We start from the raw sequence: 18,315 nt of genomic DNA on the forward strand, positions 1-18,315 counted from the left end.
TCGCTGCGCAAATGAACTAGTTCACACAACGCGAATAAACCTCATCCGAGGGAAACTATTTGCCTATTTTGTCAGGATTGCTGTAAATTCAGGATGTTGACTTTGCGTGCATTACACCAAAATCGAACCGTTGATAAGCAGCAGGGGCGGGTTCCATAGAACGCACGATTTTCCGGTTTATTTGGAAATACTCCAAACGCGACCAGCTGATCCTGCTGGCCGTTACGTCCACGCTGTTTCCACTGCTGTACCTGACGCTGGAACTGCCCAAGCGCATCATCAACGACGCGATTGGCGCAACAAGCAGCGTGGTCGAGGTCTGGGGCTATAGCCTGCCGCAGACGAATTTCCTAATCATCCTGTGCTTTGCCTTTCTGGCTGCCGTGCTTGCGCACGGTCTGATGAAGATGCGGATCAACACGATGAAAGGCGTGTTGAGCGAGCGGATGCTGAGACGGTTCCGCTACCAGTTGATCAGCCGCGCCCTGCGGTTCCCGCAACCCTATTTCGAGCGGGTCAGCCAGGGCGAGATGGTGTCCATGATCACCGCCGAAAGCGAACCGATGGGCGGGTTGATGGGTGATGCGATCAGTCAGCCGGTTCTGCAGGCCGGGCAGATGATCACCATCCTGTCTTTCCTGTTCCTGCAAAGTGTCTGGTTCGGTCTGGCGGCTGTCGCCCTTATCCCGGTGCAGGCCTGGCTCATTCCGCGCCTGCAGCGTCAAATCAACCTGCTGAACAAGAAACGCATCCAGGAAGTCCGTGTGCTGGCGGCCCAGATCGGTGAGAACGCAGCCGGCGCCGCGACATTGCGTGCCAACGGCGGCTGGCGGTACCGCCGCGCCATGGTCTCGGATCAGTTGGGACGATTGTTTGGAATTCGGTTCGAGATTTACCAGAAGAAGTTTTTTATGAAGTTCATAAACAACTTCATCTCACAACTGACGCCGTTCATGTTCTATCTGGTGGGCGGCCTGCTGGTTCTTCAGGGCTCCGTGTCACTAGGTGCGTTGGTGGCAGCGTTGGCGGCTTACAAAGACCTCAGTTCGCCCTGGAAGGAACTGCTTACCTATTACAACCAGACGCAGGATATGGGGCTGCGCTGGGATGTGGTGATCGAACGCTTTGCGCCGTCGGGAATGCAGGACGAAAAGCTGTTCGAGGGTGAAGCAGAAGACCGTCCGCACCTGATTGGCGATGTCGTTCTGGACCGTGTTTCAGTTCGCGACATCGATGGAAATCAGGTGCTGGATGATCTGGAGCTGACCTTCCCGGGTGGAAAGACCATCGGTATTGCCGCACCCAGCGAAGAGGACAGGCGGGCCATTGCAGAATTGCTGACCCGGGAAATCCTGCCCAGTGCCGGACGGGTCGAGATCGGAAGTCGGAACCTGGCGGAGCTGCATCAAGGCGTTGTTGCAGCGCGCATTGGTTATGCCACCTCTCGACCGGTCATGTTTCAGGGCACACTGGGTGACAACGTTATGATGCCGATGCGGTACAAGCCGCTTTCGGAGGTCTCGGATGATCCCGGGTTTGCCGAAACACTCCGTGCCGGCAACAGCACCGATCCGTTTCAGGCGGATTGGCTGGACCCGTCTCTGGCCGGATTGGAGAACGCCAACGCCTTGCGGGATTGGTGGCTCAAACTGATCGACGGAATGGGATCGGGGGCAGCCTTGTTCCAGCGCGGTGCCGAACAGGCGTTTGACCCGGACAAATACCCGGCACTGGCACAAAAACTGGTCGATCTTCGACCGTTGGTGCAGCAATCGATCAAAGACGCCGGGCTGGAGGAACAGGCCCTGATCTTTGATCGGAACGCCTACAATCCGGCCTTGCCGGTCGCAGAGAACCTGTTGTTTGCCACCCCGCGTGTTCCGGTCACGCAGGAGTTGCTCGCGCAACAAACCGTCTTCCTGGGGCAGCTGCGCGAACTGGGTCTGGACGAGACCCTGATCGCACTCACGCGTGATGTGATCGATATGCTGCGGCAGATCTTTGGTCTGGACGGGACGGACCATCCTTTGTTCCGCAAGCTGGGTCTGGAAGCCCAGACATATGAAGCGGCAGTCGAACTGGTCGAACGCACCCGCAAGGATGGGGCGGCGGGGCTGGATGACGCCCAGCTCGCTAATCTGCTGGCCGTACCCTTGGTCATCTCGGCGGAACAGATCGGTCCAGCCTTTTCAGATGAATTGAAGGACCGCATTCTGGAATTGCGTCACAGCCATTCTGAGAAACTGTTGGAGCGTCTCCGCGATGTTTTCGTTCCGTTGGACCCGGAGGCTTCCGCGCCCGGTTTGACGGTTATGGAAAACGCCCTGTTCGGTAAAGTCAGCCAGATCGGCGGCGCGCGTTCGGATGAAGCGCGCAAGATGATTGTCGATGTCCTGGACGAGAATGGAGCCCGTCCGCTGGTTGTTGAACTGATCTACGATGTCCCCGTGGCCCTTGGGGGGCAGAACCTGCCAGCCGTGTTTGCCGAACCGCTGGCCTTTACCCGCGCCACGATCAAGAAGCCTGACATCCTGATTCTGGAAAACGCGCTGGCCAGTTATGACATGCAAACACAAGTGGCAGTTTACAAAAACCTGCGTGCGCTGTTGCCTGAGACAACCGTCATCTATCTGAATGACCAATTCGAGAATCCTGATGTTTTCGACATGTATGTCGAAATCCGTCAGGGTCGTGTTGTCTCGGACGAAGGACCAGCGGACGTGGAAGAAGACAGCGCTGCCTCGGCAGACCTTGCGCGGAAACTGCGCGCACTGGAGCAAACACCCCTGTTTTCAGGGCTGGATCGCAGGCAATTGCGCCTGCTGGCATTTGGTGCACGCTGGTTCGATGCCGCGGCCGGACAGGTTGTTTTCCTGAAGGACGACCAGCCGACAGATGGCGCATATGTGGTTTTGGAGGGCGAAGCGGGGCTGTACCTGCCGCAAACTGACGGGCCGGATCAGTTGATTACCAAGGTCGGACCCGGTGCACTTGTCGGCGAACTTGGCTTGATCCGGAAAGAACCGCGCGCCCTGAGCATGATTGCGGAAACCAAGCTGTCCTGTTTGCGCATCGGTGAAGAGGAATTCCTTGCCGTGGTCGAAAACGACGCTGCGACCGCGTTTAAACTCTTGCAAGTCATCGCAGGCTACGTTTCGAACTGACGATCAACCGTCCGGGTTGCAGAACAGGTCATACAGCAGTGCAATGACTTGCGCGGTATTCCCGTCTTGCAGCGAGTAATAGACCGTTTTTCCGTCCCTGCGCGCGTTCACCAGACCTTCATCGCGCAAACGCGCCAGCATCTGGCTGACAGCGGCTTGGCGGGTCTGCAGTAAAGCCTCCAGTTCACCCACTGATTTTTCACCGTCGCCCAGATGACACAGAATCATCAGGCGGCCCTCATGCGCCAGCGTTTTCAGAAAGGCCGCTGCTTCGGCAGCGCTGCTTTGCATATCCGCGGGCATTTCTGACCGCCGCTTTTGAGGTTTGATTTGGTCGAGTGTCACGAAAGAGCTGTCCAGCACATGAATTTGCCGCAATATGACTCAACCCGGTCGCGCTTGTCACCCCTTGGTCGCTGGGGCTCCTCCCTGAAACGCGTTGCCATTGACGTAGTCGCACGGCTCTTCCTGCATCTCGAGGTGCAAGCCGTCCCCGGTGTAGGGGTGCGCGCGCGCCAGGTCTTCGTCGACATCGATGCCCAGACCGGGTCCTGTCGGGGCGGCAACAAAGCCATCCTCGACACGCAAGCTGCCCTTGATCAGTTGGTCGTGAAACGGTGTTTCAATGGATTCCAGCAACAACAGGTTTGGGATTGAAGCAGCCAGTTGAATATTCGCCGCCCATTCCACCGGCCCTGCGTAGAGATGCGGGGCCATCTGTGCGTTGAAGACTTCGGCAATTGCGGCGACCTTTTTCATTTCCCAGATGCCGCCTGCCCGACCGAGTGCCGGCTGCAGGATTTCCGCCGCACCTGCTCGCAAGACCGCGCCAAACTCGGCTTTGGTGGTCAGACGTTCGCCTGTGGCCACCGGGATGCGCACGTTACGTGCCACCCGCGCCATGTCTTCGATCATATCGGGCGGTGTCGGTTCTTCGAACCAGAGCGGAGAATAGGGCTCCAGTGCCTGCCCAAGGCGAATGGCTCCGGCGGTGTTGAACTGGCCATGGGTGCCAAACAGCAGGTCGGCCTTGTCGCCTACCGCTTCGCGAATTGCCTTGCAGAATGCGACTGACATCGTGATGTCGGACATGGCAGGCATATGCCCGCCCCGAACCGTGTAGGGCCCGGCAGGATCAAATTTCACGGCGGTGTATCCACGCCGAACCATTTCAGCCGCGCACTCTCCGGCTTGCTCGGGCGATGTCCAGAAATCCGTGAGATCGTGGTGGGGCAGGGGATAGAGGTAGGTATAGGCGCGAATTCGGTTGTTCATCTTTCCGCCAAGCAACGCATGAACCGGCCGGTCACGATCCTTACCCAAGATGTCCCAGCACGCAATCTCAAGCCCAGAAAACGTCCCCATCACGGTCAGGTCCGGGCGTTGAGTGAAGCCACTGGAGTACGCGCGGCGGAACATCAGTTCGATGTTTTCGGGATTTTCGCCCAGCATATGCCGCTCGAACACGTCGCGGACCACCGAACGCATGGCGTCCGGCCCAACCGAGGACGCATAGCATTCACCCCAACCTGTGATGCCCGTGTCGGTGGTCACCTTGACCAAAATCCAATACCGTCCGCCCCAACCGGGTGCAGGGGGTGCGGTCACGATGATGTCGAGATCCTGCAGTTTCATCAGGTGTCCTCCCGCCTGGTGGTGTCAGCCATTGCTGAACATAATCACATTGCGCTTGGCAGACCCGGTCTTGGTGTCCGCGATCGCCTCATTGATCTGTTCCAGCGACCAGCGGCCCGAGATCAGTTCGTCCAGCTTCAGACGTCCTTGTTCATAGAGATCAATCATCCACGGGATGTCACGCTGAATGACCACATCACCCATTTTCGATCCCACAAGACCCTGACCCAAGGCCGCCAGAATGACCGGCTCATAGCGGGCTTCATCTCCGGAATGTGGCATTCCAATCATCACGGCCTTGCCGCCGGGTCCAAGGTACCGGGGGGCCTGGTCGTAGGCCGGGATCGCGCCGACCGTGATCAGAACCGCATCCGCCCCGCGCCCGCCCAACGCCTTGTAGGCGGCTTTCCACGGTTCTTTCAAACTGGCCAGCACACCATGGGTCGCACCAAATTCCTTGGCGATCTCCAGCTTGTCCTCGGTCATGTCAACGGCAACGATCCGGCGCGCGCCGGCGATCCGGGCACCCTGAATGGCGTTCAATCCAACCCCACCGGCCCCGATCACCACCACGTCCTGACCCGGACGCAGCCCGGCGGCGTTGACCGCTGCGCCAACACCGGTGATGACGCCGCAGGATAGCAGGCTGGCTAAATCTTTGGGCAGGCTCTCGGGGATTTTGACGATTTGCCGATGACTGACCACGACTTTTTCGGCAAAGGCACCGCAGGCCATGGCCTGCTCCAAGGGTTCGCCATCACCGGTTCGCAACGGCCCCTTGACCTTATCATAGGGTGTTTCGCAGATCGTGGGCTTACCACCCGCGCAGGACGGGCAGGATCCACAGGCACGGATCAGGGTCACCACTACAGGATCGCCGATCTTGAAGTCTCCTACGGCCTCACCGACCGCGCTGATGATCCCTGCGGCTTCGTGCCCGTAAACGGCGGGTAGAAATCCGCCCCACGCGCCATCTGCGTAGGAAATGTCCGAATGGCAGATGGCCACGGCGTCCAGCGTCACCTCGACTTCTCCGGCGCCCGGGTCGGCCAGCTGAACCTCTTCGATGACCAGAGGTTCTTTGAACGCCCGGCATACTGCGGCTTTGATGGTTTGCATGTGGTCCCTCATTCCCTTTGTTGCACGGTGGCGCGGGAACTCACGGGCCGCAAGGTGGAAACCGGCATGAAAGTGTCGTTGTTATGCCTAGGCAAGCCGTATTGCGGGCTAGGGGCGCTGCCGCTTGGCTTGCGTCCCGCTCCCAGGGGACCAGAATGTCCCGGCACCTAAAGTGAGTGTCGCGTTAGAGCTTTGATTCAAGCTCGTGGATTATTTCGGCCAACTGGTGGGGATGAGAGAAAAACGAGGAATGCGAACTGTCGATCGTTCGGCGCAATGCTAACGGGATGCAGTCGCTCATCTGCTCCTGATATTCGGTCGGAATTGTCCGGTCATCCGTGCTGCGGATGTACGCCTTTGGCATGTTTGCGAACCGGTCGCCAAGCGGCAATGGCGTATCTTGTGGCCGTATCGCCTGAGGACACAGGCGGGCCAGGGCATAAGGCACAATGTTTGCCGGGCAATCATGATAAAACAGAGCCTGAACACAGTCCGGCCGGACTGTGTAGGACAGACCGTCGGCGGATTTTTCGACGGCGTCCTTGATGGTCTGGCTCGGTCCATTTCTGCGCATCTGGACCATCGACAGACCGTCATGCGGCACATAAGCGCTGAGGTAGATCAGGGCCCGCATGGCGTCCGGTTCCGCCTCGGCGGCGGCGCTGATCGGATAACCTCCCCAGGAATGACCGACAATGAGTGTTTCGGGTGTGGTCGCAGCCAGAATGGCATCGCGACACCCGTCCAATGTGACCTCGGAAATCGGCGTCGGGTCCGCGCCATGGCTGGGCAGATCAACCGCCCGCGCAGTGTGGCCCAAAGTCTCGAGTTCCGGAATCAGATCACGCCAACACCAGGCGCCGTGACATGAGCCGTGGATCAACAGGAAATCTGCCAAGGGGAACGCTCCTTCAAATATGTCCAATATGGGTCAAAAAATGTTGCAACAGATCGGCGTATTCCGCGGGCCGCTCGACACAGGGCAAGTGGCCCGCGCGGCGCATCAACTCAAACCGAGAGCCGGGAATGAGGTCGACGGTCTCCCGGACGAGATCGGGTGGTGTCGATCCGTCCTCGCTGCCTGCGATTCCAAGCGTCGGCAGGCGCAGGCCGCTGGTGGGTGTGTAAAAGTCAGTGCCTGCTACGGCCGCACAGCATCCCAGATACCCTTCGACGGGTTGTCGAATCATCATGGTGCGCCACGCAAGGTGGTTCTGATTTGTCCGGAAATCTTTGGAAAACCAGCGTTCCATGGTGACATCGGCGAGCGCTTCGATCCCACCGGATCGCACGGCAGTCATTCGGTGCTGCCACGTCTCGGGCGTGCCGATTTTTGCGGCGGTGTTCGACAGGACCAGAGCACGAACCTGATCCATTCTTTTCACGGCCAGGCCCTGCGCAATCATCCCGCCGACGGACAAACCGACAAAGACACAGTCCCTGACTTCGAGGTGGTCCAACAGCGTTTCGGTATCCCGGATCAATGCCCCCATCGAATATGGCCCGGACGGGGTTGATGATAGCCCATGGCCCCTTTTGTCAAACCGGACGATCCGCAGGCCTTCCGGCAGATAGGGCAGGACCGCGTCCCACAGGCGCAGATCGGTTCCCAGGGAATTGGCAAACACCACCGGTGCGCCATCGGGTGTACCGTCGATCCGGTAGTGAAGCTGTACGTCGCCGAGATTAGCGATGTTCATTTGTCAGGTCCTTACCGCACGGATTGCCAGATCAGGTTGCACCTATCTGATGCACTTGTCAGTCAAGGAACTCCAAGGCGCGACCAAAGACCTCGGGGTCGGCATTGCCACCCGAGGCAACCACGATCACCGCATCGCCTTCGATTTCGTCGTTGCGAAACAAGGCCGAGGCCAGTGCAACAGCCCCGCCCGGCTCCAGCACAATTTTGAGCCGCAAAAATGCCTGCGCCATCGCGCGCAGTGCTTCGTCTTCGGCGACCGAAAAACCCGGGCCGCACAGACGTTTCAGGATCGGAAAGGTGATGCTGCCTGGCTGTGGCGTCAGGATCGCATCGCAGATGTTGCCGGAGGTCGCGCGATTGTTCTGAATCTCCCCGGTCGCCAGCGAGCGTTTGACGTCGTCGAACCCTTCGGGCTCACAAGGGCGGGCGCGCAACCCGCTCGCGTGCTTGTTCAACGCCAGAGCAATGCCCGATGTCAGACCTCCTCCACCGCAACAGACCAGCACATCGGCCTGCGTGACGCCCATCTCCTCGGCCTGTCGTGCGATTTCCAGACCGGTTGTGCCTTGGCCTGCAATGACCTGTGGCTCATCATACGGGCGGATCAGTGTCAGCCCTCGTTCTGCGGCCAATCCCTCACCGATGTCCTCGCGGTTTTCGGTCGCCCGATCATACAGGACAACTTCGGCGCCAAGGGCTTTGGTGTTGGCGATTTTCAGCTGCGGTGCGTCTGAGGGCATGACGATAACTGAAGCAACGCCATGTTTTGAGGCCGCCATCGCAACGCCCTGTGCGTGATTGCCGGAGGAGTAAGCGATCACTCCCCGCTTGCGTTGCGCCTCTTCCAGAGCGGAAATCGCCGACCAGGCGCCGCGGAATTTGAAGCTGCCTGTATGCTGCAGACATTCGGGCTTCACCAGCACACGGCGGCCCGCGATTTCATCCAGGAAAGGCGAGGTTAGAATCGGCGTTTCCCGGACATGTCCTTTCAGCCGCCCCGCGGCGGCTTCGATCATTTCAATGGTACTCATACTGTGCTCAAAACCCTGCGAATAATATCTAGGGACTGTGGTTCGTTCAAAAACGGGACATGCCCGCGGTCTGGGACCTCCGTTGAGATCAGGCCGGGGTGACGCAGATGCATTTCGGCCAAGGTATCTGCGCTCAGGACATCGGAATTCGCCCCTCTTATGACGCCTGTGGGGATATCACGCAGGGCTTCGAAGAACATCCACATATCCGGTATCGCTCCGGCAGCGGCCTGTTCGATCAGGGCCGCACGCAACGCCGGGTCATACCGCAGGGCAAGGCCATCATCCTGTTTTTCATACTGAATTTCCGCCTGTCTCCGCCAAATGTCAAGCGGCACGCCGGGAAACTGCGGCTCCATCACCTGTTGGAGAACGGCGGCTGCCTCATCATAGGTTTTCGATGCCGGTTGTGCGCCGACATACTCCATGATCTTGGCGATGCCGGCCGGCTCGATCACGGGGCCTACATCATTTAGGATCACGCCGCACAGACGTTCGGGATGGCTGGCGGCCAGCGCCATGGCGATCAGCCCTCCGCGCGAGGTTCCCAGAACGGTCGCCTTTTCGAGGCCCAGATGGTCCAGCAATTCAATGGCGTCATGGGATTCACGAAAAATGTTGTAGTTCATGTAATCCGGATCGTATTCGGACCGCCCGCGTCCCCGATAGTCCATCGTGATCATGCGCAGGTCGGTGACATGCGGCGCAAGGAACGAGAAATCCCGGCTGTTTCGGGTCAAACCGGCGAGGCAGAGCAATGGCGTACCGGCGCCGGTGTCTTCGAAATAGATGCGTTTTCCGTCGGACGTCGTGAAGTCAGCCATCACAGCCCCGCAAGGCTCGGGATCGCCGTCAAATCAGGCAACACATGTGCAGGCGTCCAGGGCAGGCGGTCCATGGGTTCACCGGATCGGTTGACCCAGGCGGTGACGAAACCGTAGCCGCTGGCCCCCGCCGCGTCCCAGCCGTTCGAACTGACGAAAAGCACTTCGTCCCGGGCGCAGCCAAATCTGGCCCCAACCAAATCATAAACGCGGGCATGAGGTTTGAACACGCCGACGCTTTCGACTGACAAAACATCGTCCAAAACGTCTCCGATCCCGGCGGACTGGACCGCGCCGTCAAGCATTGGCGGGGAGCCGTTGGACAGGATTGCGGTCTGCAGCCCCCCGTCTTTCAGCGCCTTCAGCATCTCGGGGACCTCAGGATAAGCGCGCAGTTGCCAATACAGATCCAGCAAACGCTGGCGCAATGCCGCATCCCCCTGCAATCCAGTAGCTTCCAGCGCCCAGTCCAGCCCGTCCTGAGTCACGTCCCAGAAATCAGCATGGGCATCCGCCACGGCCCTTAGCCAGGTGTATTGCAACTGCTTCAGGCGCCAATGATTGGCAAGGTCGGGCCATTTGTCCTGCAACGCTTCGAAACCCGGTTCTGCGGCGGCCTGCCGCGCGGCGGCAGCAACATCGAACAGTGTGCCGTATGCATCAAAAACGCAGGTCTTTATCGCCATCTGCCCCTCCCTTGTTTGCGCGCAGGTTGGCACAAGAGTTGTGGGCGTAAAAGGGCCAAGGGTTTACTTAATAAAATCAATCCCTAGGGTTGCCCCCTAAAACCGCAAAAAGGCCGGAGGCCAGTATGGCAGAAATCAAACAGGGCGACACCATTCGCATCCACTACACCGGAACGCTGTTGGACGAGACCGTCTTTGACAGTTCTGAGGGGCGGGAGCCGCTGGAATTCGTGGTCGGGTCCGGTCAGGTCATTCCCGGGCTGGACAGCGCCATGCCGGGTCTGTCGGTTGGTGAGAAAAGGCGGGTGGAGATCGCCTGTGTCGATGCATATGGACCGATCAATCCCGCCATGCGACAGGAAATTCCGCGTGAAGGTATTCCCGATAACATTCCGCTGGATCCCGGTACTCAATTGCAGATGAAGACACCTGAGGGCCAAGAATTGTCGGTGACCGTGATCGAGGCCAATGACGCAACCGTGACACTCGATGCAAACCATCCCCTGGCCGGTCAGGATTTGATTTTTGATGTCGAAGTGGTCTCGATCAACTAGCGTTGGTTGTGAGCTGTCCGGACGAACCTGAGTCTAGCCCAAAAGCGCCTCAAGCGCCGCGCGCACTTGCGGTTGCGTGAAAAACACGAACAAAAGCAGCAGTGTCGTCAGTGTCAGCAACAGAACGCGCGCACGATTGCTGAGAAAGCCTTGCTTTCTCCGCGCCCGCGACCCACGCGGGCTGCTGGTAATGATCTGGTCGATCTTGCTCATGCTCTAAACTCTGCCCGCGAAAGATGGTGAAATCTAGGCGGCGGCGGGGAAAGATGTGGTCACATGAAATCGGGCTGTGGCATGCCCAGCACATGAAATCCGCCATCCACGCGGATGATTTCACCAGATGTACATGCCCCGGCATCGGATGCCAGGTAAACAGCGGTGCCACCAACGGCCTCAAGCGTGGCATTCGAACGCATCGGCGCGTTCTGATCGCAGAATTTGTAGGTCTTGCGGGCACCGCCGATCGCCGCCCCTGCCAATGTTTTCATCGGGCCTGGCGAGATCGCATTCACGCGAATACCTTCGGGGCCCAGATCGTTGGCCAGATAACGGGTTGCGGACTCTAACGCGGCCTTGGCCACACCCATGACGTTGTAATTGGGCACGACCCGGTTCGACCCCTGATACGTCAGCGTCAGCAGAGTGCCGCCATTATCTTTCATCATCGGATAGGCGCGACGGGCCACCTCGATCAGGGAATAGGCCGAGACATCCATCGAGTGCTTGAAGTTGGCTCGGGTGGTGTTCAGAAACCGACCGGTCAACTCGGATTTGTCCGAATACGCGATGGCGTGGACCACAAAATCGATGGTTGGCCAGCGCACCGCCAGATCTGCAAACGCGCGATCCAGCGAAGCATCGTCCGTCACATCCGCATCCACCATGAAGTCGCTGCCAAGACTTTGGGCCAGCGGTTCCAACCGCTTGCCGAATGCCTCGCCCTGATAGGTGAAGGCCAGTTCGGCGCCGGCCTCGTGCATCGCTTTGGCAATGCCCCAAGCAATGGAACGGTCGTTTGCCACGCCCATGATCAGGCCGCGCTTACCCTTGAGAACATCCGACATCGTTTTCACCCGTTATACTTTGACAGAACCATGGACCCGTTTGTGCCGCCAAAGCCGAAGCTGTTGGTCATCACGCTGTCCAAGCCTGCATTTTCAACCACTTGAGTTGCTATTTCACCGGGCAGGATGCCTTCGGCAAGTGTGTCGACGTTGATCGACGGAGTAATAAAATCATTGTCCAGCATCAAAAGGCAGAAGATCGCTTCGAGGGCGCCCGCTGCACCCTGCGCGTGGCCGGTCATCGATTTGGTTGATGAGATTGGGGGTACATTCCCTTCGCCGAAGATTCGGCGAACAGCCTCGACTTCCCCGACATCGCCGACCGGTGTCGACGTGCCGTGGGCGTTGACATACCCGACCTTGCGGTCTTCGGGCAGGGTCGACAAGGCAAGCCGCATGGCGCGCTCACCGCCCTCACCGGACGGAGCCACCATGTCGTGACCGTCCGACGTGGCCGCGTAACCCGTCACCTCCGCATAGATTCTTGCACCACGAGCAAGGGCATGGTCCAACTCTTCCAAAACCACAATGCCGCCGCCACCCGAAATGACAAAGCCATCGCGGTCCTGATCGAAGGCCCGCGACGCCTTGTCCGGGGTGTCGTTGTACTTGGACGACATTGCGCCCATCGCATCGAACAGGCAGGACAGCGTCCAGTCCAGTTCTTCTGCACCGCCTGCGAACATCACATCCTGCTTACCAAGCATGATTTGCTCTGCTGCGTTGCCGATGCAGTGCAATGAGGTCGAGCAGGCCGAGGTGATCGAATAATTGATCCCTTTAATCTTGAACGCGGTCGCAAGGTTGGCCGAAATCGTCGAGCACATGCATTTCGGAACCGCAAATGGCCCGATCCGCTTGGTCGCGCCGTTCTTCAGCACGGTTTGGTGCGCAGTCAGCATGGCGCTGGTCGACGGACCCCCGGACCCGGCGACAAGTCCGGTTCTGGGGTTCACGACCAGATCCTCTGACAGTCCGGCGTCTGCAATGGCCTGGCTCATCGCGATATGGGCATAGGCTGCGCCGGGCCCCATGAAACGCAGGGTGCGCTTGTCCACATGCTCAGCCACGTCGATCTTGAGCGATCCGGCGATTTGACTACGAAACCCGTGTTCGACCATCTGCGCGTTGGACTCGATACCGGACTTGCCAGCCTTCAGAGAGGCCAGAACCTCCTGGGCATTGTTCCCGATGGAGGACACAACCCCCAAACCGGTGACAACTACTCGACGCATGTGCGTGCTCCTTGTTTCGGGCCAGTCAGGCTCAGGCTTCTGAAAGAACGACTCTCATGTCTTTGACGTCGTAGATCATTTCACCATCTGCTTCGACGATACCATCCGCCACACCCATGGTCAGCCGGCGGGTCTGGATCGCTTTTTTGAAGTCTATTTTATAGGTCAAAACCTTGCGATCCGGGCGAACCATGCCGGTAAGCCTGACCTCGCCAACGCCGACGGCCATGCCGCGTCCCTGCCATCCGCGCCAGCCCAGATTAAAGCCGGTCAACTGCCACAGCCCGTCCAGGCCCAAACAGCCGGGCATGATCGGATTGCCTGGAAAGTGACATTCAAAAAACCAAAGATCGGGCGTGATGTCGAACTCGGCCAACACATGGCCCTTACCATGCTCGCCTCCGTCTCCGGAGATGTCGGTGATCCGGTCCACCATCAGCATCGGCGGGGCAGGCAGCTGCGCGTTGCCGGGACCGAAAAGGTCGCCGCGGGCGCATTTCAGCAGATCATCCTTGTCAAAGCTGCTCGGGAATTGGGCCATTCTGCCGACTCTCCTGCCAGGGGTCCGTTGGTTTTATCTGGCCTCGTCTAGCACCCGTTTGCAAGGTCCTGCAAGAGCCGCAAGCCACATCATGTTGTGCGCCAGACATAGTTTGCGAATGAATTTCATTTGAAATTACCAAGGGTGCGCACCTATATATAGGGTCAGCAAAAACGGGTATCGGATCAATGACACCTCAGAGCCGCGACATCGCGACGAAATGGCTGGTAGATGCCGGACTGCGTCCCACGCGTCAGCGTGTGGCGCTGGCTGAGCTTTTGGTCGGGGACGGTCGGCACCGTCACGTGACCGCTGAAAGCCTTTTCGCGTCGGCCAAGGTAAATGGAGATGCGGTATCGCTCGCAACCGTCTACAACACCTTGCGGGCCTTTTGCGATGCGGGCGTGTTGCAAGAGATTACGGTTGACGGATCCAAGAGCTATTTCGACACCAACACGCATGACCATCCACATTTCTTCTGGGAAGACGAAAGCCGTCTGAGCGACGCGCCGTCGGAAGAGCTGGTTATCCAACGATTGCCGGAAGCCCCTGAAGGGGTCGAGATCGTATCCGTTGACGTGGTTATTCGCCTGCGCAAGACATAATCCGCTAGACAGATTTCAAACAGTCCACAATTGCGCGCTCGGCTGCTGCAATTGTCGAGTCTGCTGGTCCCGTTCCATGACGCGCCAGAACAACCGCTTCGGTCGCATCAGCGTTGGTGATCGGCATGCGGACCAACTCCGTTTGATCGTAGCTGAAGGCATTGGGCGGGCTTGCATAGCTGATCCCGATGCCCTCGCCATGTGCCGCCAGGCTTCGCTGGATTTCCAGCGACGCGGCACGATGGGCCACGGTGGGGTTGAGGCCGTTTTGCCGGAACAATCCCAGGAAATGCTGCGCGGACAACCCTTCCTGAGACAGAATGAGGGGATGGTTTGCCAATTCGGACAGTGTGACTTGTGCGGACTGTGCCAGCGGATGATCTGGCGATAGAAGCGCCATTGGTCGGCTGTCAAACAGGTGGTGTCGGGTAAACCCGGCGTCCAGAACCAATTCGTAGGTGATTGCGATATCGATCCGACCATCGATCTGACCATTCAGCAGGTTTTCGAATGTCTCAACCGCATAGGTCACTGTGACGTTGGGCAAAGCGGCCTGCAACTGGTGCAGAGCGGGGGCCAGGTGAAACGGTGCCAAATCCATAAAACACCCCAGCCTGAGATGTTTTACGCCTTGTCTGGCGGGATCGGACGTCTCGATTCGCGCTGCGCTTTCTAACAGATCCTCCGCCTGTCCGATGAACCTGCGCCCCTGTGGTGTGACAGCCATCGCAGCGCCGCGCCGACGGACGAACAAGGGATACCCCAGGCACGCCTCCACACGCGTCAGGGCAGTCGAAAGGGCCGGTTGCGAGACATTCAGGTTTTGCGCTGCCGCTGACAGGCTACCGCATCGCCCGATGGCGCAGACATATTCGTATTGGCGCAGAGAAATATATAACATGAGATTAATTCTACCTTTGAAAGATATGATTTGAACAGAAGTTATGTTTTGAGGCAGAACAGGGCGACAAAATCAGGAGACCGACATGCCACATCCGCTTGTTTCCCAAGACATGATCGACACCTACCAGAGGGATGGCGTCGTGCTGGTAAAAGGGTTGTTCGCAGACCACGTAGATCAATTGCGCGCGGGCGTGGCAGCGAACATGGAGGAGCCCGGGCCTTATGCGTCCGAAAACAAGAAAGAGGGTGAGACGGGCCGGTTTTTTGATGATTATTGCAACTGGACCCGCATTCCCCAGTTTCGAGAGGTGATCGAAGCCTCTCCGGCGGCCGAGGTCGCGGCGGATCTGATGGAATCGCAGAGCGTGCAGATGTTTCACGACCATGTGCTTGTGAAAGAGCCGGGGACGTCCATGGCGACACCCTGGCATCAGGACGGGCCATATTATTTTGTGGAAGGGCAGCAGACGATCAGTTTCTGGTCTCCACTCGACCCAGTGAAACAGGCCACTCTGCGTTGTGTGGCCGGATCACATCGTTGGGAGAAGGAGGTGCTGCCGACCCGTTGGGTGTCCGAGGAAGGTTTTTTCCCGGATGAAGGCCGCTATATCCCGGTGCCGGATCCGGACGCCGAAGACCTGAAAGTCGTCGAGTTCGAAATGGAGCCGGGTGACGCGGTTGCGTTCAACTACCGGACCTTGCACGGGGCGCGCGGGAATCGCTCAGACAGCCGCCGCCGCGCGTTCTCACTGCGTCTGGTCGGGGATGATGCGCGGTATGTCGAACGTCCGGGTCCTACGTCGCCGCCATTTCCGGGGCACGCGATGCAGCCAGGGCAGCGTCTGCGAGAGGATTGGTTTCCTGTCCTTTTTCAGCGCTAGGATGTCTCAGAACCACTGACCGGATTCGATCAGGCCGAGATCAAGCAACTGACGCGATTTCCAGTGGAAAGGGACAGAGTTGCGCCAGCGGAAACTGGCAATGTCAAAGGTAGACCCTGCGTTGCTTTTCAAGGCCTTGGCTGCGCGGAATGAGCATATGGCCGCAGTCAGATTGTTGTGCCACGGGCAGGAATAGGTGTTGTACTCTGCCTCGTTAAAGGTGTGGTCCGGCAACAGCGTCAGGCCCTTTTGTGCCTTGAACAAAGCGATCCTGTCGATGCGGCGACGTTCGTACGGGATGTGGTCCTCAAACCGCCAGCGCAGCCCTCCGGACATATCCAACTGGCGCTCCAGTGGCTGGCCCGCTGAATCATGGCGTGTGTGGGCGTAATAGCCGGTACTGTCCAGCATGGCATGAGCAGGGTCCACACCGTTGGGAAAGCGCGCCAGATCATCGGCATACAGGTCGATAACATGGCTCAGCATGCTTTTGCGGCGTTCCTCACTGTGAAAGGCCAGCATTTCTCCGACGCTCCGCGACTCGCAGAAAGGGTAGAACAGGTACTCGGCGTTGTAGCAGTAATACATCCAGACGCCGGGTGCGGCCTGAATGATTTTATTGATCGTCTCAAAGACGACGGTCCGGGGCGCGCATTTCAACGTGACGCGGTGGATGTTTTGACCCAGATCCTCACTGAGCTGAAACTCAGCCGGCATGAACGCAACAATGGCTTTGAATCCCAGCGTCTGGTGATGTCGCAGAGTGCTCTCCAACTCCACGTCATCCTCGGCAAAAACCAACGCAATCGGACCTTTGGCCAGAACCGCCTGACCTGCTTTCAGAAATTGATCGGGGGATTCGTACTGCATGCTCTGTTTTCGGTCCCGCATTGCTGGAAAGTTCCGCCAAATTCGGGTAATTGCGCCTGCATTGCAAGCGGCGTGCCAAGCATATACATGACGCCGGTCCAGCGAACGCAAAGGCCCGATCCATGTCCGAACCAAAAAAGCTGTTTATCAAGACCTACGGCTGCCAGATGAATGTTTATGACAGCGAGCGGATGGCCGAGGCGCTGGGCGGGCAGGGCTATGTCGAGACCAAAAGCGCCGATGACGCCGACATGATCCTGCTGAACACCTGTCACATTCGGGAAAAAGCGGCCGAAAAAGTTTATTCAGAGCTGGGTCGCTTTAAAGGTCTGAAAGCTGAAAAACCCGATCTGAAAATCGGAGTAGCAGGCTGCGTGGCGCAGGCGGAAGGTCAGGAGATCATGCGCCGACAGCCGCTTGTCGATCTGGTGGTTGGCCCGCAAAGCTATCACCGCCTGCCGGAAATGGAAGCCAGGACCCGCGCCGGCGAAAAGGCCCTGGACACGGATTTCCCGGAAGAAGACAAGTTCGAGAAACTCAAGAACCGACCGAAAGCCAAGCGCGGCCCGACAGCTTTTCTGACCGTTCAGGAGGGGTGCGACAAATTCTGCGCCTTCTGCGTGGTGCCGTATACCCGAGGGGCGGAAGTCAGCCGTCCGGCAGACCGTATCCTGCGCGAAGCACGGGATTTGGTTGACCGCGGTGTTCGCGAGATCACGTTGCTGGGCCAAAATGTGAATGCCTATCACGGTGCTGGACCCGATGGGGAAATGACACTGGCGGGTTTGATCTGGGAACTGAACAAGGTCGATGGGCTGGAACGCATTCGGTTCACGACCTCGCATCCGAACGACATGGCGGACGACCTTATCGAAGCGCACGGAACCTGCGAAAAGCTGATGCCCTATCTGCATCTGCCGGTCCAGTCGGGCTCGGACAGGATACTGAAGCGCATGAACCGCAGCCATACCGCCGAGAGCTATCTGCGACTGATCGAACGGATTCGGGCAGCCCGTCCGGACATCGTCATGTCGGGGGATTTCATCGTCGGTTTTCCGGAAGAAACCGAAGAGGATTTTCAGGCGACCCTGGATTTGGTGGAAGAGGTGAAATACGGATACGCCTACTCGTTCAAGTATTCCACGCGCCCGGGGACGCCTGCCGCTGAACGGCCGCAGGTCGATACCAAGGCCGCGGATGACCGGCTGCAACGGCTGCAGGCTCTGATCACACGGCATCAACGGGAAATTCAGGATTCGATGGTCGGTCGGACAGTGAAGGTTCTGTTCGAAAAACCGGGCCGGATGCCTGGACAGATGGTTGGTAAATCCGAGTATCTTCACTCGGTTCACGTCACCGGGACGGAAATTTCGGCTGGGGATTTACGGAATGTCCGGATCATGGAATCCGGGTCCAATTCACTTGCAGGCGCGCTGACCTGAGCGGTAGATTGGTTGCGACTCGGACACCATAGCAGGTTGTTGTTTCTAAAATTTACCCT

Annotated in this window: 19 protein-coding genes; 5 read left to right on the top strand and 14 right to left on the bottom strand. The window is 58.4% G+C overall.

Annotated features, from left to right (window positions below):
- The first annotated feature begins 167 nt into the window (after positions 1–167).
- Complete coding sequence (locus ACR3E0_RS06020) at positions 168–3,164, top strand: cyclic nucleotide-binding domain-containing protein (RefSeq protein ID WP_480480956.1); 2,997 nt, start codon at positions 168–170, stop codon at positions 3,162–3,164.
- Positions 3,165–3,167: 3 nt separating this feature from the next.
- On the opposite strand, the gene ACR3E0_RS06025 is transcribed toward ACR3E0_RS06020, so the two are convergent.
- From ACR3E0_RS06025 to ACR3E0_RS06060, 8 genes are all read right to left on the bottom strand, one after another.
- Entirely contained in the window at positions 3,168–3,455 is a 288-nt protein-coding gene (locus ACR3E0_RS06025; RefSeq protein WP_480480958.1) for an ArsR/SmtB family transcription factor, read from the bottom strand.
- Positions 3,456–3,566: 111 nt separating this feature from the next.
- On the bottom strand, positions 3,567–4,799 hold the full coding sequence (locus ACR3E0_RS06030) for a mandelate racemase/muconate lactonizing enzyme family protein (protein WP_480477125.1): 1,233 nt from the start codon (positions 4,797–4,799) through the stop codon (positions 3,567–3,569).
- A gap of 24 nt (positions 4,800–4,823) precedes the next feature.
- The gene (locus ACR3E0_RS06035; RefSeq protein ID WP_480477127.1) at positions 4,824–5,918 is read right to left on the bottom strand and encodes a Zn-dependent alcohol dehydrogenase; all 1,095 of its coding nucleotides are present in this window, start codon (positions 5,916–5,918) and stop codon (positions 4,824–4,826) included.
- Between the two features lie 184 nt (positions 5,919–6,102).
- Complete coding sequence (locus tag ACR3E0_RS06040; RefSeq protein WP_480477129.1) at positions 6,103–6,816, bottom strand: alpha/beta fold hydrolase; 714 nt, start codon at positions 6,814–6,816, stop codon at positions 6,103–6,105.
- A gap of 13 nt (positions 6,817–6,829) precedes the next feature.
- Positions 6,830–7,618 (bottom strand): 3-oxoadipate enol-lactonase, encoded by a 789-nt coding sequence (pcaD, locus tag ACR3E0_RS06045; RefSeq protein WP_480477131.1) that lies wholly within the window; start codon positions 7,616–7,618, stop codon positions 6,830–6,832.
- 58 nt (positions 7,619–7,676) lie between these two features.
- Positions 7,677–8,651, bottom strand: a complete 975-nt coding sequence (locus tag ACR3E0_RS06050) for a threonine ammonia-lyase (RefSeq protein ID WP_480477133.1) — start codon at positions 8,649–8,651, stop codon at positions 7,677–7,679.
- Positions 8,648–9,475, bottom strand: coding sequence for an alpha/beta fold hydrolase (locus tag ACR3E0_RS06055; RefSeq protein WP_480477135.1), 828 nt, complete (start codon positions 9,473–9,475; stop codon positions 8,648–8,650). The genes ACR3E0_RS06050 and ACR3E0_RS06055 overlap by 4 nt, the downstream gene beginning before the upstream one ends.
- On the bottom strand, positions 9,475–10,161 hold the full coding sequence (locus tag ACR3E0_RS06060; RefSeq protein WP_480477137.1) for a haloacid dehalogenase type II: 687 nt from the start codon (positions 10,159–10,161) through the stop codon (positions 9,475–9,477). Before ACR3E0_RS06060 ends, ACR3E0_RS06055 begins: the two co-directional genes overlap by 1 nt.
- A gap of 125 nt (positions 10,162–10,286) precedes the next feature.
- Here ACR3E0_RS06060 and ACR3E0_RS06065 point away from each other — a divergent pair, with 125 nt between their 5' ends.
- Positions 10,287–10,715: an FKBP-type peptidyl-prolyl cis-trans isomerase gene (locus ACR3E0_RS06065; RefSeq protein WP_480477139.1), complete on the top strand. Its 429-nt coding sequence runs from the start codon at positions 10,287–10,289 to the stop codon at positions 10,713–10,715.
- Between the two features lie 33 nt (positions 10,716–10,748).
- On the opposite strand, the gene ACR3E0_RS06070 is transcribed toward ACR3E0_RS06065, so the two are convergent.
- Genes ACR3E0_RS06070 through fabA form a run of 4 tightly spaced genes read right to left on the bottom strand, consistent with a single transcriptional unit; the run spans position 10,749 to position 13,555 of the window.
- Positions 10,749–10,928 carry a hypothetical protein gene (locus ACR3E0_RS06070; RefSeq protein ID WP_480477141.1) on the bottom strand — a complete coding sequence of 60 codons (180 nt, stop codon included), beginning with the start codon at positions 10,926–10,928 and terminating at the stop codon, positions 10,749–10,751.
- Between the two features lie 59 nt (positions 10,929–10,987).
- Complete coding sequence (locus ACR3E0_RS06075) at positions 10,988–11,779, bottom strand: enoyl-ACP reductase FabI (protein ID WP_480477143.1); 792 nt, start codon at positions 11,777–11,779, stop codon at positions 10,988–10,990.
- 5 nt (positions 11,780–11,784) lie between these two features.
- The gene (gene fabB, locus ACR3E0_RS06080) at positions 11,785–13,014 is read right to left on the bottom strand and encodes a beta-ketoacyl-ACP synthase I (protein ID WP_480477145.1); all 1,230 of its coding nucleotides are present in this window, start codon (positions 13,012–13,014) and stop codon (positions 11,785–11,787) included.
- A 31-nt stretch (positions 13,015–13,045) separates the two neighbouring features.
- Positions 13,046–13,555: a bifunctional 3-hydroxydecanoyl-ACP dehydratase/trans-2-decenoyl-ACP isomerase gene (fabA, locus tag ACR3E0_RS06085; protein WP_480477147.1), complete on the bottom strand. Its 510-nt coding sequence runs from the start codon at positions 13,553–13,555 to the stop codon at positions 13,046–13,048.
- Between the two features lie 188 nt (positions 13,556–13,743).
- On the opposite strand from fabA, the gene irrA reads away from it, so the two are divergent.
- Positions 13,744–14,160 carry an iron response transcriptional regulator IrrA gene (gene irrA / locus ACR3E0_RS06090; protein ID WP_480477149.1) on the top strand — a complete coding sequence of 139 codons (417 nt, stop codon included), beginning with the start codon at positions 13,744–13,746 and terminating at the stop codon, positions 14,158–14,160.
- Between the two features lie 4 nt (positions 14,161–14,164).
- Here irrA and ACR3E0_RS06095 read toward each other — a convergent pair whose 3' ends face one another.
- The gene (locus ACR3E0_RS06095) at positions 14,165–15,061 is read right to left on the bottom strand and encodes a LysR family transcriptional regulator (protein WP_480477151.1); all 897 of its coding nucleotides are present in this window, start codon (positions 15,059–15,061) and stop codon (positions 14,165–14,167) included.
- Positions 15,062–15,146: 85 nt separating this feature from the next.
- On the opposite strand from ACR3E0_RS06095, the gene ACR3E0_RS06100 reads away from it, so the two are divergent.
- Entirely contained in the window at positions 15,147–15,944 is a 798-nt protein-coding gene (locus tag ACR3E0_RS06100; RefSeq protein WP_480477153.1) for a phytanoyl-CoA dioxygenase family protein, read from the top strand.
- A gap of 6 nt (positions 15,945–15,950) precedes the next feature.
- On the opposite strand, the gene ACR3E0_RS06105 is transcribed toward ACR3E0_RS06100, so the two are convergent.
- Entirely contained in the window at positions 15,951–16,814 is an 864-nt protein-coding gene (locus ACR3E0_RS06105) for a glycosyltransferase family 2 protein (RefSeq protein WP_480477155.1), read from the bottom strand.
- A gap of 122 nt (positions 16,815–16,936) precedes the next feature.
- On the opposite strand from ACR3E0_RS06105, the gene miaB reads away from it, so the two are divergent.
- Positions 16,937–18,256, top strand: a complete 1,320-nt coding sequence (gene miaB, locus ACR3E0_RS06110; protein WP_480477157.1) for a tRNA (N6-isopentenyl adenosine(37)-C2)-methylthiotransferase MiaB — start codon at positions 16,937–16,939, stop codon at positions 18,254–18,256.
- Positions 18,257–18,315 lie beyond the last annotated feature (59 nt).

The organism is Ruegeria sp. AJ12 (assembly GCF_056536245.1).

Coding starts and splice junctions, on each gene's coding strand:
- ACR3E0_RS06025 (WP_480480958.1), bottom strand. CDS start 3,455: ATGCAAAGCAGCGCTGCCGAAGCAGCGGCCTTTCTGAAAACGCTGGCG.
- ACR3E0_RS06030 (WP_480477125.1), bottom strand. CDS start 4,799: ATGAAACTGCAGGATCTCGACATCATCGTGACCGCACCCCCTGCACCC.
- ACR3E0_RS06035 (WP_480477127.1), bottom strand. CDS start 5,918: ATGCAAACCATCAAAGCCGCAGTATGCCGGGCGTTCAAAGAACCTCTG.
- pcaD (WP_480477131.1), bottom strand. CDS start 7,618: ATGAACATCGCTAATCTCGGCGACGTACAGCTTCACTACCGGATCGAC.
- ACR3E0_RS06050 (WP_480477133.1), bottom strand. CDS start 8,651: ATGAGTACCATTGAAATGATCGAAGCCGCCGCGGGGCGGCTGAAAGGA.
- ACR3E0_RS06055 (WP_480477135.1), bottom strand. CDS start 9,475: ATGGCTGACTTCACGACGTCCGACGGAAAACGCATCTATTTCGAAGAC.
- ACR3E0_RS06060 (WP_480477137.1), bottom strand. CDS start 10,161: ATGGCGATAAAGACCTGCGTTTTTGATGCATACGGCACACTGTTCGAT.
- ACR3E0_RS06065 (WP_480477139.1), top strand. CDS start 10,287: ATGGCAGAAATCAAACAGGGCGACACCATTCGCATCCACTACACCGGA.
- ACR3E0_RS06070 (WP_480477141.1), bottom strand. CDS start 10,928: ATGAGCAAGATCGACCAGATCATTACCAGCAGCCCGCGTGGGTCGCGG.
- ACR3E0_RS06075 (WP_480477143.1), bottom strand. CDS start 11,779: ATGTCGGATGTTCTCAAGGGTAAGCGCGGCCTGATCATGGGCGTGGCA.
- fabB (WP_480477145.1), bottom strand. CDS start 13,014: ATGCGTCGAGTAGTTGTCACCGGTTTGGGGGTTGTGTCCTCCATCGGG.
- fabA (WP_480477147.1), bottom strand. CDS start 13,555: ATGGCCCAATTCCCGAGCAGCTTTGACAAGGATGATCTGCTGAAATGC.
- irrA (WP_480477149.1), top strand. CDS start 13,744: ATGACACCTCAGAGCCGCGACATCGCGACGAAATGGCTGGTAGATGCC.
- ACR3E0_RS06095 (WP_480477151.1), bottom strand. CDS start 15,061: ATGTTATATATTTCTCTGCGCCAATACGAATATGTCTGCGCCATCGGG.
- ACR3E0_RS06100 (WP_480477153.1), top strand. CDS start 15,147: ATGCCACATCCGCTTGTTTCCCAAGACATGATCGACACCTACCAGAGG.
- ACR3E0_RS06105 (WP_480477155.1), bottom strand. CDS start 16,814: ATGCAGTACGAATCCCCCGATCAATTTCTGAAAGCAGGTCAGGCGGTT.
- miaB (WP_480477157.1), top strand. CDS start 16,937: ATGTCCGAACCAAAAAAGCTGTTTATCAAGACCTACGGCTGCCAGATG.